The following is a 16,291-nucleotide window of genomic DNA, read 5'->3' as shown; positions in this document are numbered from 1 at the left end:
TGTTTACCAAGGAGTTTTCCGTTTCGACTGCGCCGGAAGTGGGGCGAATTATAGACGTCCAGAATCTGCCGTCAACCTCTAATTTGGCTTTTCTATCAATAGCTTGCAGAAAGCCGGAAAACCGCCCGTTTTCCTTCTATAGAGGAGAGCAAAACCACTCCCTCTATATAGAAGAGGACTTCAGAGCACCCCCGCCTCTTTGAAAGCAGCGACTGCACCGGCATCCAGACCCAATACCCGCTGCAAAACCTCCAGTGTGTGCTCACCCAATAAAGGAGGTGCGCTACGGTACTCCACTGGCGTCTCGGACAGGCGTATCGGGCTCGCAACTTGAGGTACGATCCCGGCCAAAGCATGAGGCAGCTCAATAGCCAACCCTCGAGCCTGAACCTGAGGGTCGGCAAACACCTGGGCCAAATCATTGATCGGCCCACACGGCACGCCTGCCTGCTCCAACTGCGTCACCCATTCAGCAGTGGTCTTGAACACGGTCGCCTGGCGGATCAGCGGGATCAGCACCGCCCGATTTGCCACCCTTAACTTATTGGTCGCAAAACGCGGATCATCCGCCCACTGCGGCTGCCCGGCCACCTCCGCAAATTTGCGGAACTGCCCATCATTACCCACGGTAAGGATGAAGTCGCCATCGGCTGTAGGGAAGTCCTGATAAGGCACGATATTCGGATGGGCGTTGCCCAGGCGCTTAGGCGCAATGCCCGTAGTCAGGTAGTTCATCGCCTGGTTCGCCAGACACGCCACCTGAACGTCCAGCAATGCCATATCAATGTGCTGACCGCTGCCACCATGATCCCGATGAGCCAGCGCAGCCAGGATCGCTACCGTTGAATAGAGTCCAGTCAGAATGTCTGTCAGCGCCACGCCAACTTTCACCGGGCCTGCACCTTCATCTCCTTCGGGGCGACCGGTCAAACTCATCAGACCGCCCAAGCCCTGGATCATGAAGTCATAACCCGCACGCTTGGCATACGGGCCGGTCTGACCGAACCCGGTGATCGAGCAATAGATCAGCTTCGGATTGGCCACCTTTAGCGACTCGTAGTCCAGCCCATATGCCGCAAGACCACCGACCTTGAAGTTCTCGATGAGGATATCCGACTTCGCCGCCAACTCACGCACCAGCCGCTGCCCCTCTGGTCGCGTGAAGTCGATGGTCACCGATTGCTTGTTGCGGTTGGCGGACAAGTAATAAGCCGCCTCGCTGGTGTTCTCGCCATAAGCGTCCTTAAGGAACGGAGGCCCCCAGGCACGCGTGTCATCGCCATTACCCGGGCGCTCGACCTTGATGACGTCAGCGCCAAGGTCCGCAAGAATCTGCCCGGCCCAAGGCCCGGCGAGCACCCGCGACAAATCCAGTACCCGTAGATGCGAAAGCGCGCCCATGGCCGTTCTCCTATTAATAGAACGCCTGGAGGCCGGTCTGCGCGCGACCGAGGATCAGCGCATGGACGTCATGCGTACCTTCATAGGTGTTCACCACTTCCAGGTTGACCAGGTGGCGAGCCACACCGAACTCATCGGAGATACCGTTGCCACCCAGCATGTCGCGCGCCATGCGAGCGATGTCGAGGGACTTGCCGCAGGAGTTGCGCTTCATCATCGAAGTGATCTCGACCGCAGCAGTACCTTCATCTTTCATACGCCCCAGACGCAGGCAGCCTTGCAGCGCCAGAGTGATTTCGGTCTGCATGTCGGCCAGCTTCTTCTGAATCAACTGAGTGGCCGCCAATGGACGACCAAATTGCTGACGATCCAGGGTGTACTGGCGAGCGGTGTGCCAGCAGAACTCGGCAGCGCCCAATGCCCCCCAGGAAATGCCGTAACGCGCCGAGTTAAGGCAGGTAAAAGGGCCCTTCAAACCACGGACATCCGGGAAGATGTTCTCTTCAGGAACAAACACGTTATCCATGACGATCTCGCCGGTGATGGACGCACGTAAGCCGACCTTGCCGTGTATCGCCGGAGCGCTCAGACCTTTCCAGCCCTTCTCAAGCACAAAACCACGAATGTCGCCCGCGTCGTCCTTGGCCCAAACCACGAATACATCAGCGATCGGACTGTTGGTGATCCACATCTTGCTGCCGGTGAGGCTGTAGCCACCTTCCACTTTGCGTGCACGAGTAATCATCGCGCCCGGGTCGGAACCGTGGTTGGGCTCGGTCAGACCGAAGCAACCAATCCATTCACCCGTGGCCAGCTTCGGCAGGTATTTCTGCTTCTGTGCTTCGGTACCGAATTCATTGATCGGAACCATGACCAGCGAAGACTGCACACTCATCATCGAGCGATAGCCGGAGTCGACACGTTCGACCTCACGGGCAATCAGGCCGTAGCTGACATAGTTCAGGCCGCTGCCACCGTATTGCTCAGGGATGGTCGCACCCAGCAGACCCACCTCACCCATCTCACGGAAGATCGCCGGGTCAGTCTTCTCATGACGGAAAGCTTCGAGAACACGCGGTGCGAGCTTCTGCTGAGCAAACTGCTCGGCCGTGTCGCGAATCATGCGTTCTTCTTCAGTGAGCTGTTGATCCAGCAACAGGGGATCGATCCAGTTGAAGCTAGCTTTACCGCCCATGAGTGAGTCCTCTCGAATCGGGTCAAATAACGTGGATTGATCCTAGGCCGGGTTCGGCGTCCCGGCAAACGAGGTTTTCGCATACTGTTGTGCTAATTTCTCACTTCGAAACGTTGCAAAATCGCCTTTATGCAATGCATTAGTGAGGTTGACGTACATGCGCAGGAAGATCCCCAGCACAACAGCCCTGATCAGCTTTGAAGCGGCAGCGCGCCACGAGAGCTTTACCAAGGCTGCCCAGGAGCTTTCTCTCACTCAGGGAGCGATTTGCAGACAGATAGCCAGCCTCGAGGAGTTCCTCAATGTCGAGCTGTTCCGGCGTTCACGGCGCGGAGTGAAGCTGACAGAAGCCGGGCTTTCCTACAGTCGCAGGGTGGCCACCCAACTCGACGCGGTTGAACGGGACACCTTGTCAGTGATGGGCCAGCAAGGCGCCAACTCGATCGAACTGGCGGTGGTTCCGACCTTCGGCACTCAGTGGCTGCTGCCACGACTCAAGGATTTCCAGCACAAACACCCGGAGGTGACGGTCAACCTCACCAACCGTACGCGCCCCTTCCTGTTTGCCGACACCGACTTCGATGCCGCCATTTATTTCGGCGACGCGGACTGGCCAGGTACCGAATCCCACAGGTTAATGGGCGAGAACCCGATGCCGGTGTGCAGCCCCACGCTGCTGGGCCAAAAAACCAACCTGAGCCCCGGTGAAATCGCCGAGCTGCCCTTGCTGCAACAGACCACTCGCCCTTATGCCTGGCGCCAATGGTTCAACTCCCAGAACCTGAATATCCCGCGAGACATGACAGGGCCGCGTTACGAGCTATTCTCCATGCTCGCCCAGGCAGCGATGCATGACATGGGGATCGCGCTGATTCCGCCATTCCTGATTCAGCGCGAATTGGCAGAGAAGCGTCTGGTCATTGCCAATACCCAAGCACTATCGAGCATCAAGGCCTATTACCTGATGATTCCTGATCGAAAGGTCGAATCAGCCTCTTTAAAGGCATTTCGCGATTGGCTGGTGAATCAGGCACACAGCTACAACCTAGAAGGATAAAGGCTCACAGCCATTAGCTGACCGCGTAGTCAGCAAAACAAAAGCACTACAGATATAAGTATTTGTCGCATATTGACAGACTGTACCGACAAACAGCACAAACGTCCCACAAGCGTTTGAGTACGTGGCTTTGAGCCTCTATTGGCAGGCAATGACAACCTATTCACCGTGCGGATGTGTAAATTCTTGAATTTTGGCAAAAATCCTTAGAAGCCACAGCCTGCAAGGGATTTAACGGAAAGGTGCGACATTCGGTCACGGGGTGACTTGTAGTTAATTTTCCGTCACCCGTCATAATCCCTTGAAGGGCACAAAGTTCGCCTGCAAAATGCCGCGCCCCGCCCTGATTTGGTGGGGTCGTGCTGATCGGCCGCCCCAGCCGCACCATCCGAAGTGCCTGGGTTTACTCAATAAGATCACGCAGGAGATTTGACGTGCACATTGGTGTTCCTCTCGAAACCCAGACGGGTGAAACACGGGTTGCTGCAACCCCGGAAACCATCAAGAAGCTGATCGGCCAGGGTCATAAGGTCACTGTACAAAGCGGCGCCGGCATTAACGCCAGCGTTGTCGACAGTGCTTATGAAGCGGCAGGCGCAACCATTGGCAGCGCCAACGATGCGTTTGGTGCCGAGCTGATTCTCAAGGTGGTCGCCCCCAGCGACAGCGAACTGACGCTGATCAAGAGCGGCACCGTAGTGGTCGGCATGCTCAACCCGTTCAGCAATGAAACCATCGCCAAACTGGCCGAATGCGGCATTACCGCGTTTGCGCTGGAAGCTGCGCCACGCACCTCCCGCGCCCAGAGCCTGGATGTGCTGTCCTCCCAAGCGAACATCGCCGGCTATAAATCCGTGCTGCTGGCCGCTCACTACTACCCACGCTTCATGCCGATGTTGATGACCGCCGCGGGCACTGTGAAAGCGGCGCGCGTGCTGATTCTCGGTGCCGGTGTGGCCGGTTTGCAGGCGATTGCCACGGCAAAACGTCTGGGTGCCGTGATCGAAGCGTCCGATGTGCGTCCTGCGGTGAAGGAGCAAATTGAATCCCTGGGTGCGAAATTCGTCGACGTGCCGTACGAAACCGATGAAGAGCGCGAATGCGCCGTCGGCGTCGGCGGCTATGCGCGCCCCATGCCGGCCAGCTGGATGCAGCGTCAGGCCCTGGCCGTACACGAACGCGCCAAGCAGGCTGACATCGTCATCACCACGGCACTGATCCCGGGTCGCAAGGCGCCGACGCTGCTCAGCGCCGAAACCGTGGCGCAGATGAAGCCAGGCTCGGTGGTTGTCGACCTCGCCGCAGCGCAGGGCGGCAACTGCCCGCTGACCGTGGCGGACCAGGTCGTGGTCTCGAATGGCGTGACCATTGTCGGCCCGACCAATCTGGCCGGTGCGGTGGCGGCAGACGCTTCGGCGCTGTACGCACGCAACCTGCTGGACTTCCTGAAGCTGGTCTTCAACAAGGAAGGCCAGTTCGAAATGAACCTAGAAGACGACATCGTCGCCGCGTGCCTGATGTGCCGCGACGGCCAAGTCATCCGCAAAAACGCCTAAGCAGGGATTCAGACGATGGAAGAGCTTATCTCCCCCGGTATCTACAACCTGATCATCTTCGTGCTGGCGATTTATGTCGGTTATCACGTGGTCTGGAACGTTACACCTGCACTGCACACGCCATTGATGGCGGTGACCAACGCCATTTCGGCGATTGTGATCGTCGGCGCGATGCTGGCGGCTGCCTTGACCGTAACACCATTGGGCAAAACCATGGGCACCCTGGCGGTGGCTCTGGCGGCCGTGAACGTGTTCGGTGGTTTCCTGGTCACCCGTCGCATGCTTGAGATGTTCAAGAAAAAAGCCCCGAAAGCCGTAAAAGAAGAGGCGCCCAAGTAATGAGCATGAACCTGGTAACGACGCTGTACCTGATCGCGTCGATCTGCTTCATCCAGGCCCTCAAAGGCCTGTCGCACCCGACCACGTCGCGGCGCGGCAACGTGTACGGCATGCTCGGCATGGCCTTGGCGATCCTCACCACCATCGGTCTCATCTATAAGCTGGCGGCGCTCTCCATTGAGCAAGGCGGTGCTACCGCCGGCATCGGCTACGTCATCGTCGGTCTGCTGGCCGGCGGTACCGCCGGTTCGATCATGGCCAAGCGCGTTGAAATGACCAAAATGCCGGAGCTGGTCGCCTTCATGCACAGCATGATCGGTCTGGCAGCGGTGTTCATCGCCATTGCAGCCGTCGTCGAGCCGCAGTCGTTGGGCATCGTTAAACATCTGGGCGATTCGATTCCGGCGGGCAACCGTCTGGAGCTGTTCCTCGGCGCGGCCATCGGTGCAATCACCTTCTCCGGTTCGGTGATCGCGTTTGGCAAGCTGTCGGGCAAGTACAAGTTCCGCCTGTTCCAGGGCGCACCAGTACAGTTCAGCGGTCAGCACAAGCTGAACCTGCTGCTGGGTCTGGCGACGCTGGCACTGGGTGTCACGTTCATGCTGACCGGCAACTTCAGCGCCTTTGCCCTGATGCTGATCCTGGCCTTCGTGATGGGCGTGCTGATCATCATCCCGATCGGCGGCGCCGACATGCCCGTCGTGGTGTCGATGCTCAACAGCTACTCCGGCTGGGCAGCAGCGGGTATCGGCTTCTCGCTGAACAACTCGATGCTGATCATTGCCGGCTCGCTGGTGGGCTCAAGCGGTGCGATCCTCTCGTACATCATGTGCAAGGCGATGAACCGTTCGTTCTTCAACGTACTGCTTGGCGGCTTCGGCAACACCGCGGATGCTGGCCCGGCGGGCTCCAAAGAAGCCCGTCCAGTGAAATCCGGTTCGGCTGATGACGCCACCTTCCTGCTGACCAACGCCGACACCGTGATCATCGTTCCAGGCTATGGCCTGGCGGTAGCACGGGCGCAGCACGCCTTGAAAGAGCTGACCGAGAAACTGAGCCACCGTGGCGTGACCGTGAAGTATGCGATTCACCCGGTTGCCGGCCGGATGCCTGGCCACATGAACGTATTGCTGGCCGAGGCCGAAGTGCCTTACGACCAGGTGTTCGAGATGGAAGACATCAACTCCGAGTTCGGCCAGGCCGACGTGGTGCTGGTGCTCGGCGCCAACGACGTGGTGAACCCGGCAGCCAAGAACGACCCGAAATCGCCGATTGCCGGCATGCCGATTCTCGAAGCGTTCAAGGCCAAGACCATCATCGTCAACAAGCGCTCGATGGCCAGCGGCTATGCCGGCCTGGACAACGAGTTGTTCTATCTGGACAAGACCATGATGGTTTTCGGCGATGCCAAGAAAGTCATCGAAGACATGGTTAAAGCCGTCGAGTAAAAACCTTCGGCAACCTGAACGCCCCGACTCGTCGGGGCGTTTTTGTTTGCGTCTGTTACCGATCCTGCAAAGGTGTTTTGCCTGAAAGCACCGGAATAGACGCCCCGAATGCGACCTTGGTAGCGGGACGGGCACCGCTCGAATTCACTAGACTGCGCACCTTGCTTCCGTTGCCCGAGATAACAATCATGTACCGTGACCGTATTCGCTTGCCTTCATTGTTGGACAAGGTAATGAGCGCCGCCGACGCTGCCGCTCTGATTCAGGACGGCATGACCGTCGGCATGAGCGGCTTTACCCGAGCCGGCGAAGCCAAGGCCGTGCCTCATGCACTGGCCGAGCGCGCCAAGGTCACGCCGCTGAAAATAAGCTTGATGACCGGCGCCAGCCTGGGCAACGACCTCGACAAACAGCTGACTGAAGCCGGCGTACTGTCGCGACGCATGCCGTTCCAGGTGGACAGCACTCTGCGCAAGGCGATCAATGCCGGCGAAGTCATGTTCATCGACCAGCACCTGTCGGAAACCGTAGAGCAGCTGCGTAACCAGCAACTCAAGCTGCCGGACATCGCGGTGATCGAAGCCGTGGCGATCACCGAGCAGGGCCATATCGTGCCGACCACCTCGGTGGGCAACTCTGCCAGCTTCGCGATTTTCGCCAAATACGTGATCGTCGAGATCAATCTGGCGCACAACCCGAATCTCGAAGGCTTGCACGACATCTATATCCCTACCTACCGGCCGACCCGCACGCCGATTCCACTGGTGAAGGTCGATGACCGTATCGGCAGCACTGCCATCCCGATACCGCCGGAAAAAATCGTCGCGATCGTGATCACTAATCAATCCGACTCGCCCTCTACTGTGCTGCCGCCGGATGTGGACACCCAGGCCATCGCCGACCACCTGATCGACTTCTTCAAGCAAGAAGTGGCTGCCGGTCGCATGACCAACAAACTCGGCCCACTGCAAGCCGGAATCGGCACCATCGCCAATTCGGTGATGTGCGGCTTGATCGACTCGCCATTTGAAGACCTGACCATGTACTCCGAAGTGCTGCAGGATTCGACTTTCGATTTGATCGACGCCGGCAAGTTGAGCTTCGCTTCGGGCAGTTCGATCACCCTGTCGAGCCGGCGCAATGCCGATGTATTCGGGAATCTGGAGCACTATAAGGACAAGCTGGTGCTGCGCCCCCAGGAAATCTCCAATCACCCCGAAGTGGTGCGGCGCCTGGGCATCATCGGCATCAACACCGCGCTGGAGTTCGACCTGTACGGCAACGTCAACTCCACTCACGTCTGCGGCACGCGGATGATGAATGGCATCGGCGGCTCGGGCGACTTCGCGCGCAATGCGCACCTGGCGATTTTTGTCACCAAGTCGATCGCCAAGGGCGGGGCGATTTCCAGCGTGGTCCCCATGGTCAGCCACGTCGACCACACAGAACATGACGTCGATATTCTCGTGACCGAGATCGGCCTGGCCGACCTCCGTGGCCTGGCCCCGCGCGAGCGGGCCCGCGTCATTATCGATAACTGTGTTCACCCGGACTATCGCCAGGCCCTGAATGACTACTTCACTGCTGCTTGCGCAGTCGGCGGGCATACCCCGCATATCCTGCGTGACGCACTGAGCTGGCACATAAACCTGGAAGAAACCGGGCGCATGCTGGCGGTGTAATTGATACAGATAGCAGCTGACGCAAACACAGTTTCGTCAGCTTGCTATTGGAGTATTCTTTTCAATCAAAAACTGTACTGCTGTACCGGTCTTTTCCTACCGTAATTGCCTACTTTTTCCAGTCAAACGCCCATAAACGCACCATATTGGTGCCGACAAGTACAGTTGCCTCAAATTAGACCAGTACACCATCGTTTAACAGTTAACTGGCCTCTCACAATACAGGTGAACTGTATCTACAGAGACTGGCCAAACGAGAGGATCATTGGCATCAGTTAAACCACTACCTAATCCCGCCACAAGCGGAAGGATGTCAACCATGGAACGTACACTCAGTTCCGAACTGTTCTTCGAAGACACTGCTGCAAAAACCCAGGCTTCCCTGCCTTTGCGCGTTATCGCCAACCTGATGCTGTGGCAGCGCCGCATCTCCAGCCGCCATCAACTGGCTCGCCTGGATTCGCGTCTGCTGGCTGACGCCGGGATTAGCGAAGCACAACGCTACGAAGAGCTGAGCAAGCCGTTCTGGCGCTAAGTTAGCGTCGCTGGCTCTGACCCACCGGGCCCACCGCCAGCAACCCGAATTGAACAAACAGAACCCGTCGTGGGAAACCACGACGGGTTTTGTCGTTTTAGGGCTTCATATTGGGGGCGTACAGAAGAGAAAACTACCAACAGTTACAGTTTTTAAATATATAAAAACAACCAGTACAGTTTATTCTAAGGGTGTCTGCGCTCGCCTGCATGAACAAGCGGGACTGTTCTAACCGATGTACGCAGGCCTAATATCTGTATAAAACGTGGCGAACGCTTTAAGACGACAGGCGTCTGATCCTTTGCCACCTCTCTATCGGTCTATCCAAAGGAGCTACCTCATGTCCCCCCTTCGCCTGCTCAGCGCTGCAGCCCTGCTTGCCATGGCTGCCAATGCCCACGCCTCCAGTTTTATCGTGACCACCGACTCCATCGTTAATGGCCTGAAGGCTTCCTCCGACGCGACTTCGGATGTCTCGTCCTCCTTTCGCGACAACAAAATCGTCCGTGCTGCCCGTGACGATGCCGCCAGCTTCGTTGCCAGTGAAGGTGCCATCCGTGGCGTGAAACTGGAAAGCGCGTTCAACCATATCCGCCAACAGGCTCCACAACTGAATGCGACCGACGCACAGCTGGCCCAGGCCATCCTGACGATCTAGGCAACTGTGCTGAACCGGGACACGCCCGTCGTGTCCCGATGTTTCGACGCTGGCTCTAGCCCGGGCATTGCGCTAGCCTTGGGGCTCGCTTTCAGCTATCGAGCCTCATGCGTTTTCTTTCAAGTCTGTTGATCACTCCGGTTTTTCTCGCGGCCTGCTGGTCGGGTTCGGCCCATGCCTTCGACGCTTTCAACCTGTCCACACAAGGCACCGTAGCCAGTGGTTACGCCACCAGCATGGTGACCTCCGCGCCCTTCGACCATAAAATGCTGATCGCCGCCCGGGATGACGCTGCAGCGTTCATCGCCAGTGACGGCCAACTGCGAGGAGCACAACTGGAATCGGCCTTGATCTACCTGCGCCGGACCCAGCCAAAACTTCATGCCAGCGACCTTGAACTGGCGCAGGCAATTCTCGTCCAATAGTTATCCTTGTTTCTCCGGAGTCACTCCATGCGTAGCCCGCTGATTGCTGCCACCCTTGGCCTGCTGCTATTGGCCGACGTGGCCCAGGCCCACACCCTGGTAGCCACCAGCAACATGATCATTCGTGCCTCCCAGCGCACGCTTGATTTCACTTCCGATACCACCACGTCCATCCGCGATTCGAAGATCGTCCGTGAAGCCCACGACGATGCGGCCAGTTTCGTCGCCAGCGAGGGTGCAATCCGTGGTGCACACCTGGAAGCTGCCTTCGACACCTTGCGCACCCGCGTACCGGAAGCCCGCGACGCCAGTGATCAGGTTCTCGCCGAAGCCGTCCTCGCACTGTGAAATCACTAAGCGCCTGGCTGCTGGCCGGGGTTGTGTTGCTGCTTGGCAGCACGGCCCAGGCCGGCTTGCAATTGCGCCTCAAGACCGACGGCCTGAGCCCCGCGCAACAGCAGGCCAGTCAGGCGCTGCTCGATGAAGCCATGCAGGCGTTACCGCCACGCTTCATCGAGCAGCTGGACCGGCACATCGATGTCGGCTGGACCGACAACATGCCGAGCAATGCCTATGGCCAGGCATCACTGGTGTCCGAGCTCGACCTGAATCGCAACCTGCTCGCCAGCCTCACCGACGGCAGCGCCGCGACCAAAAAAACCTATCGCCCCCACGGCACCGTGCGTCAGGAACTGCTCGCCACGGTGTTGCACGAGCTCACCCACATCTACGACCGCGCACGCCTGTGGCCGGACGCCGAGCGCACACTGATCCAGCGCTGCACACAACGTAACAGCAGCTCCGGACTGATCGGCATCCCGGATCAGTGCCGCGGACAGACCGACCGACGCTGGACCCTCAGCGACGACCCTCGCCTGCTTGATCTGGCCGGCTGGCCGCAATACGTCGGTCGGCGCGGCGAGCGCGAACAGCACAACCGGCAGATTGCCCGCAGCCCGGACATCTACGAGACGAGCAGCCCGAAGGAGTTCGTCGCGGTCAACATGGAGTACTTCCTCCTCGACCCAAGCTATGCCTGCCGTCGCCCTGCGCTGTATCGCTACTACAAAGAACACTTCGGCTGGGCGCCCGCCGCCAAAGACACCTGCGCCCGATCATTCGCCTTCCTCAATGCCGGTAATGATTTCGCCAAACAGCCCTTGGGCCAGGTCGATCCGGAACGGGTGTATGCCGTCGACTATCTGCTGGCAGAAGCCAACCAGAACTGGGTCAGCCGCTGGGGTCACAGCATGCTGCGACTGGTGATCTGCGCGCCCGGTCGGCCTCGCGGGCCGGATTGCCGCCTCGATCTGGATCAACATCTGGTGCTGTCCTACCGCGCCTTCGTCGGCGACGTACAGTTGTCGAGTTGGGATGGGCTGGTGGGCAAATATCCATCGCGCCTGTTTGTGCTGCCGCTGGCCCAGGTGATCGACGAATACACCAAGACCGAACTGCGCAGCCTGGCCTCGGTACCGCTGAACCTGTCGCGCAGCGAGATCGAAGACGTGGTGGAGCACGCCGCCGAGATGCACTGGAGTTACGACGGCAATTACTTCTTCCTGTCCAACAACTGCGCCGTGGAAAGCCTGAAGCTGCTGCGCAGCGGCAGCAATAATGCCCAGCTGACAGGGCTCGACAGCATCATGCCCAACGGCTTGCTGGAAGTACTCAAGAGCCGTGGACTGGCGGATACCAGCGTGCTCGACGACCCTCGCGAAGCGTTACGCCTGGGCTATCGCTTCGACTCCTTCCGCGAGCGTTATCAAGCGATGTTCGAGGTGCTGAAAAAGCACTTGCCGATCAAGCAGGAAAAGGTCGAAGACTGGCTGGCATTGAAAGCTGATGAGCGCCGCAAATGGATTGACCAGGCGGACCTGCGCACCAGCGCGGCATTGCTGTTACTGGAGCAGGCGAGCTTCCGCCAACAATTAGTATTGGCCCAGGACGAAGTGAAGCAACGCTATCTGGGCGCTCAGGAATTGAACAACGGCAGCATGGATAAGGCCAACGCGACCTTGAAGCAGATTCTCGCCAACAGTGGCTTCCTCAGCCGTCCGGCCGAACTGCTCGGCACCGGTGGCTATGGTTTGCCGCAGCCGAACGAGTGGACACGCCTGGAGTCGGAAAGCAATCTGCGTCAGAAGCAGCTTCAAGTGCTGACCGGGGACCTCGACAAGGAAGTGCGAGCGCTGCTCGAGCCAAGCCGCGCTGCTGAAATGGCCGCCAACGAAGAGAACCTGAAACAGGTTGGTGAACATTTGAGGAAGTTGCACAAGGCTGCGGGTGGGTTGGAGTTGCCCTGAAGCATAGGCCCCCGAAAGAGCAGAATCACTGTGGCGAGGGAGCTTGCTCCCGCTGGGGCGTGAAGCGGCCCCCGAAATCGACCAGACACCATAGGATGATGGCTTCGCCGCCGAACGGGAGCAAGCTCCCTCGCCACAGCCGGTCTCCTGATCGCTTAGCTGTGTATCAATACAAGCCCCATCGAGACATACAGCAAAAAGGGCTTCAGAACGTAGTCCTGAAGCCCTCGGTCTTGCTGTATGTGCTGTGCCGCGAGGCACTAATTCCTCTCTTACTTTCAGCTGACCCGCGCTTTACGCACGCCCTCGGACAAGGCCGCGCACAGGCTGAGTACGCCCTCCACAGCCTGATCCGGGGTCGAGGCGTTGGCGATGTGATCGATCAGCGCCGACCCCACCACCACACCATCAGCCAGACGCGCGATTGCCGCTGCCTGTTCCGGTGTGCGAATACCGAAGCCGATGCCGATCGGCAGATCGGTATGGCGACGCAGACGGGTGACGGCCTCTTCGACATGTTCCAGAGTCGCCGCGCCCGCACCGGTCACACCCGCCACAGACACGTAGTAAACAAATCCGGAACTGCCATTCAGTACGGTCGGCAGACGCCCATCGTCAGTCGTCGGAGTGGTCAGACGGATGAAGTCCAGGCCCGCCGCCTGTGCCGGGTCGCACAATTCAGCGTTATGTTCTGGCGGCATGTCGACCACGATCAGGCCATCGACACCGGCTTCTTTGGCTTCAGCGATGAAACGCGGCACGCCGTACATGTGAATCGGGTTGAAGTAACCCATCAACACCAGCGGAGTCTCGCTGTTGCCTTTGCGGAACTCGCGAACCATTTGCAGGGTTTTCGCCAGGTTCTGCTTGGCGCCCAAGGCACGAATGTTGGCCAACTGGATCGCCGGACCATCGGCCATCGGATCAGTGAAGGGCATGCCCAACTCGATCACGTCGGCGCCGGCACCGGGCAAGCCTTTGAGGATCGCCAGGGACGTGTCATAGCTCGGATCGCCGGCGGTCACGAAGGTCACCAGGGCGGCGCGGTTCTGTTCCTTGAGTTCGGCAAAACGCGTTTGCAGGCGGCTCATCAGTGTTTCTCCTGCTTGGACTGCACTTGTTGAGAGTTTTCCATGTGGTGCATCACGGTTTGCATGTCTTTGTCGCCACGGCCGGACAGGTTGACCACCATCAGGTGATCTTTCGGCAGGGTCGGTGCGCGCTTGAACACTTCGGCCAGGGCATGGGCGCTTTCCAGTGCAGGAATAATCCCTTCCAGGCGGCAGCACTTATGGAATGCGTCGAGGGCTTCGTCGTCGGTCACCGAGGTGTACTGGACGCGGCCGATGTCATGCAACCAGGCGTGTTCCGGGCCGATGCCTGGATAGTCGAGACCGGCTGAAATCGAGTGCGCGTCAATGATCTGGCCATCATCGTCCTGCAACAGGAACGTACGGTTACCGTGCAGCACGCCTGGTACGCCACCGTTCAGGCTGGCCGCGTGCTTGCCGGTTTCGATGCCGTAACCGGCCGCTTCGACGCCGATGATCTCGACGCTCTTATCATCGAGGAACGGGTGGAACAGGCCCATTGCATTGGAACCACCGCCGATGCACGCCACCAGGCTGTCTGGCAGACGACCTTCCTGGGCTTGCAACTGCTCGCGGGTTTCCTTGCCGATGACGGCCTGGAAGTCGCGAACCATGGCCGGGTACGGGTGCGGACCGGCCACAGTGCCGATCAGGTAGAAGGTGCTGTCGACGTTGGTCACCCAGTCACGCAGGGCTTCGTTCATTGCGTCTTTGAGGGTGCCGGTGCCCGCGACTACCGGGATCACTTCGGCGCCCAGCAGCTTCATGCGAAACACGTTGGCTTGCTGACGTTCGATGTCAGTGGTGCCCATGTAGATCACGCATTCGAGGCCGAAACGCGCGGCCACGGTGGCGGTCGCCACGCCGTGCATGCCGGCGCCGGTCTCGGCGATGATGCGTTTCTTGCCCATGCGCCGCGCCAGCAGGATCTGGCCGATGCAGTTGTTGATCTTGTGCGCGCCGGTGTGGTTCAGCTCTTCGCGCTTGAGGTAAATTTTCGCGCCACCGCAGAACTCAGTCAGGCGTTCGGCGAAATACAGTGGGCTTGGACGTCCGACGTAATCACGCTGAAAGTAGGCCAGTTCTTCTTTGAATGCCGGATCCTCCTTGGCTGCTTCGTATTCACGGGCCAGATCTAGGATCAACGGCATCAGGGTTTCGGCGACGTAACGGCCACCGAACGCGCCAAACAGGCCGTTGGCGTCGGGGCCGTTGCGCAGATTAGTCTGGGTCATGGGTCGCTCCAGTTGTATTCGAGAGGTGACGATGGGGTTCACTCTACCCCTGACATCCCACGCTGAAAACCGATAAGATCGCCGCAACCTGTCAGGAAAACTCACAGATCTCATGAGCCATGACCTCCCCCCGCTGAACGCGCTTCGCGCCTTCGAAGCCACTGCCCGCCTGAACAGCGTCAGTCAGGCTGCCGAACAGCTGCACGTCACCCATGGCGCGGTCAGCCGGCAACTCAAGGTACTGGAGGAACACCTCGGCGTGAGCCTGTTCATCAAGGATGGACGCGGCCTTAAACTCACAGATGCCGGCGTTCGATTGCGCGATGCCAGCGGCGAAGCCTTCGAGCGTTTGCGCAGCGTTTGCGCCGAGCTGACCCAAAGCACCGCCGATGCGCCGTTCGTGCTCGGCTGCTCGGGCAGTCTTTTGGCGCGCTGGTTCATTCCGCGTTTGGGGCGCCTGAATGCGGACCTGCCGGATCTGCGCTTGCACCTGTCGGCTGGCGAAGGCGATCTCGATCCACGACGGCCCGGTCTGGATGCCCTGCTGGTGTTTGCCGAGCCGCCGTGGCCGGCGGATATGCAAGTCTACGAGTTGGTGAGCGAACGCATCGGCCCGGTCATGAGCCCGCGATTTGCCGGCTACGAAAGGCTACGAAACGCACCAGCAAGCACACTGTTGAGCGAACCCTTGCTGCACACCACCTCACGTCCGCAAGCCTGGCCGATCTGGGCACAGCAAAGCGGCCTCGACGACAAGGCGCTGAAGTACGGTCAGGGCTTCGAGCATTTGTATTATTTGCTGGAAGCGGCAGTGGCCGGGCTGGGCGTGGCCATCGCGCCCGAGCCGCTGGTGGCCGAAGACGTGAAGGCCGGTCGCCTGGTTGCGCCATGGGGCTTCCGTGAAACCCCGGCGCAACTGGCGTTGTGGCTCCCCAAGCGCGCCGCGGACGGGCGCGCTCGGCAGTTGGCGCAGTGGCTTAAAAACGAACTGCGCCAGACACCTTAATGACCGCGCTTGAACAATAAATAGGCCGCAAGCAATCCCAGCGCACCAACGGCAACACCGGCTGTAGTCCAAGGGTGCTCCTGGGCGTAGTCACGAGTCGCGATCCCGGTTTCACGGGTTTTGACCTTAACCTCTTCATAAGCATCGGTGAGCAGATGGCGTGAGTGTTTCAGCGCGTTCTCGGCGTTGCTTTTCAACGTCTTGATAGTTTTACGCGACTCGTCCGAGGCGTCGTCCTTCAAGCTTTCCAACGATTTCAACAGACTCTCGATCTCGGCTTCCATGCTTTGCAATGAGGCGTTGCGTAACGACGTGTTGGCCATGATGGCTCTCCTGCATTGTTGATGAGTGACGTGT

The 16,291-nt window shown here is 59.1% G+C and carries 16 protein-coding genes; 11 read left to right on the top strand and 5 right to left on the bottom strand.

What is annotated here, in order from left to right:
• Window positions 1-180: 180 nt before the first annotated feature.
• The gene (locus AC07V0_RS19240; protein ID WP_018927225.1) at window positions 181-1,401 is read right to left on the bottom strand and encodes a CaiB/BaiF CoA transferase family protein; all 1,221 of its coding nucleotides are present in this window, start codon (window positions 1,399-1,401) and stop codon (window positions 181-183) included.
• A 13-nt stretch (window positions 1,402-1,414) separates the two neighbouring features.
• On the bottom strand, window positions 1,415-2,596 hold the full coding sequence (locus AC07V0_RS19235) for an acyl-CoA dehydrogenase (protein WP_018927226.1): 1,182 nt from the start codon (window positions 2,594-2,596) through the stop codon (window positions 1,415-1,417).
• A 157-nt stretch (window positions 2,597-2,753) separates the two neighbouring features.
• Between AC07V0_RS19235 and AC07V0_RS19230 the strand changes: the two genes are divergently transcribed.
• The 10 genes from AC07V0_RS19230 to AC07V0_RS19185 all read left to right on the top strand — a co-directional run bounded on the left by AC07V0_RS19230 (window position 2,754) and on the right by AC07V0_RS19185 (window position 12,602).
• Window positions 2,754-3,653 (top strand): LysR family transcriptional regulator, encoded by a 900-nt coding sequence (locus AC07V0_RS19230; RefSeq protein ID WP_018927227.1) that lies wholly within the window; start codon window positions 2,754-2,756, stop codon window positions 3,651-3,653.
• A 434-nt stretch (window positions 3,654-4,087) separates the two neighbouring features.
• Entirely contained in the window at window positions 4,088-5,209 is a 1,122-nt protein-coding gene (locus AC07V0_RS19225; RefSeq protein WP_495019823.1) for a Re/Si-specific NAD(P)(+) transhydrogenase subunit alpha, read from the top strand.
• A gap of 15 nt (window positions 5,210-5,224) precedes the next feature.
• Window positions 5,225-5,548, top strand: a complete 324-nt coding sequence (locus AC07V0_RS19220) for an NAD(P) transhydrogenase subunit alpha part 2 (protein WP_003187010.1) — start codon at window positions 5,225-5,227, stop codon at window positions 5,546-5,548.
• Window positions 5,548-6,996, top strand: coding sequence for an NAD(P)(+) transhydrogenase (Re/Si-specific) subunit beta (locus AC07V0_RS19215; RefSeq protein ID WP_018927229.1), 1,449 nt, complete (start codon window positions 5,548-5,550; stop codon window positions 6,994-6,996). The genes AC07V0_RS19220 and AC07V0_RS19215 overlap by 1 nt, the downstream gene beginning before the upstream one ends.
• 188 nt (window positions 6,997-7,184) lie before the next feature.
• Window positions 7,185-8,678 (top strand): succinyl-CoA:acetate CoA-transferase ScpC, encoded by a 1,494-nt coding sequence (gene scpC, locus AC07V0_RS19210; RefSeq protein WP_495019822.1) that lies wholly within the window; start codon window positions 7,185-7,187, stop codon window positions 8,676-8,678.
• A gap of 319 nt (window positions 8,679-8,997) precedes the next feature.
• The gene (locus AC07V0_RS19205) at window positions 8,998-9,213 is read left to right on the top strand and encodes a DUF1127 domain-containing protein (protein WP_018927231.1); all 216 of its coding nucleotides are present in this window, start codon (window positions 8,998-9,000) and stop codon (window positions 9,211-9,213) included.
• Between the two features lie 340 nt (window positions 9,214-9,553).
• Complete coding sequence (locus AC07V0_RS19200; protein ID WP_495019821.1) at window positions 9,554-9,871, top strand: DUF2388 domain-containing protein; 318 nt, start codon at window positions 9,554-9,556, stop codon at window positions 9,869-9,871.
• Window positions 9,872-9,978: 107 nt separating this feature from the next.
• A complete protein-coding gene (locus AC07V0_RS19195) occupies window positions 9,979-10,296 on the top strand; it encodes a DUF2388 domain-containing protein (protein WP_018927233.1) in 318 nt (105 codons plus the stop codon).
• 27 nt (window positions 10,297-10,323) lie between these two features.
• Window positions 10,324-10,644 (top strand): DUF2388 domain-containing protein, encoded by a 321-nt coding sequence (locus tag AC07V0_RS19190; protein ID WP_064615711.1) that lies wholly within the window; start codon window positions 10,324-10,326, stop codon window positions 10,642-10,644.
• Complete coding sequence (locus tag AC07V0_RS19185) at window positions 10,641-12,602, top strand: DUF7844 domain-containing protein (protein ID WP_064615709.1); 1,962 nt, start codon at window positions 10,641-10,643, stop codon at window positions 12,600-12,602. The genes AC07V0_RS19190 and AC07V0_RS19185 overlap by 4 nt, the downstream gene beginning before the upstream one ends.
• A gap of 278 nt (window positions 12,603-12,880) precedes the next feature.
• Here the strand turns inward: AC07V0_RS19185 and trpA are convergent, their stop codons facing one another.
• Window positions 12,881-13,693: a tryptophan synthase subunit alpha gene (trpA, locus tag AC07V0_RS19180; RefSeq protein ID WP_495019820.1), complete on the bottom strand. Its 813-nt coding sequence runs from the start codon at window positions 13,691-13,693 to the stop codon at window positions 12,881-12,883.
• Window positions 13,693-14,928, bottom strand: coding sequence for a tryptophan synthase subunit beta (trpB, locus tag AC07V0_RS19175; RefSeq protein ID WP_018927237.1), 1,236 nt, complete (start codon window positions 14,926-14,928; stop codon window positions 13,693-13,695). Before trpB ends, trpA begins: the two co-directional genes overlap by 1 nt.
• Before the next feature lie 112 nt (window positions 14,929-15,040).
• Between trpB and AC07V0_RS19170 the strand changes: the two genes are divergently transcribed.
• Window positions 15,041-15,934, top strand: coding sequence for a LysR family transcriptional regulator (locus tag AC07V0_RS19170; RefSeq protein ID WP_018927238.1), 894 nt, complete (start codon window positions 15,041-15,043; stop codon window positions 15,932-15,934).
• Here the strand turns inward: AC07V0_RS19170 and AC07V0_RS19165 are convergent.
• Complete coding sequence (locus tag AC07V0_RS19165; protein WP_064615705.1) at window positions 15,931-16,257, bottom strand: ElaB/YgaM/YqjD family protein; 327 nt, start codon at window positions 16,255-16,257, stop codon at window positions 15,931-15,933. The genes AC07V0_RS19170 and AC07V0_RS19165 overlap by 4 nt on opposite strands.
• Window positions 16,258-16,291: the final 34 nt, after the last annotated feature.

Source organism: Pseudomonas sp. GW821-FHT01E10, assembly GCF_059422365.1.
Note: the sequence above shows the minus strand (reverse complement) of the source record. Positions and strands in the feature narration are given on the sequence as shown.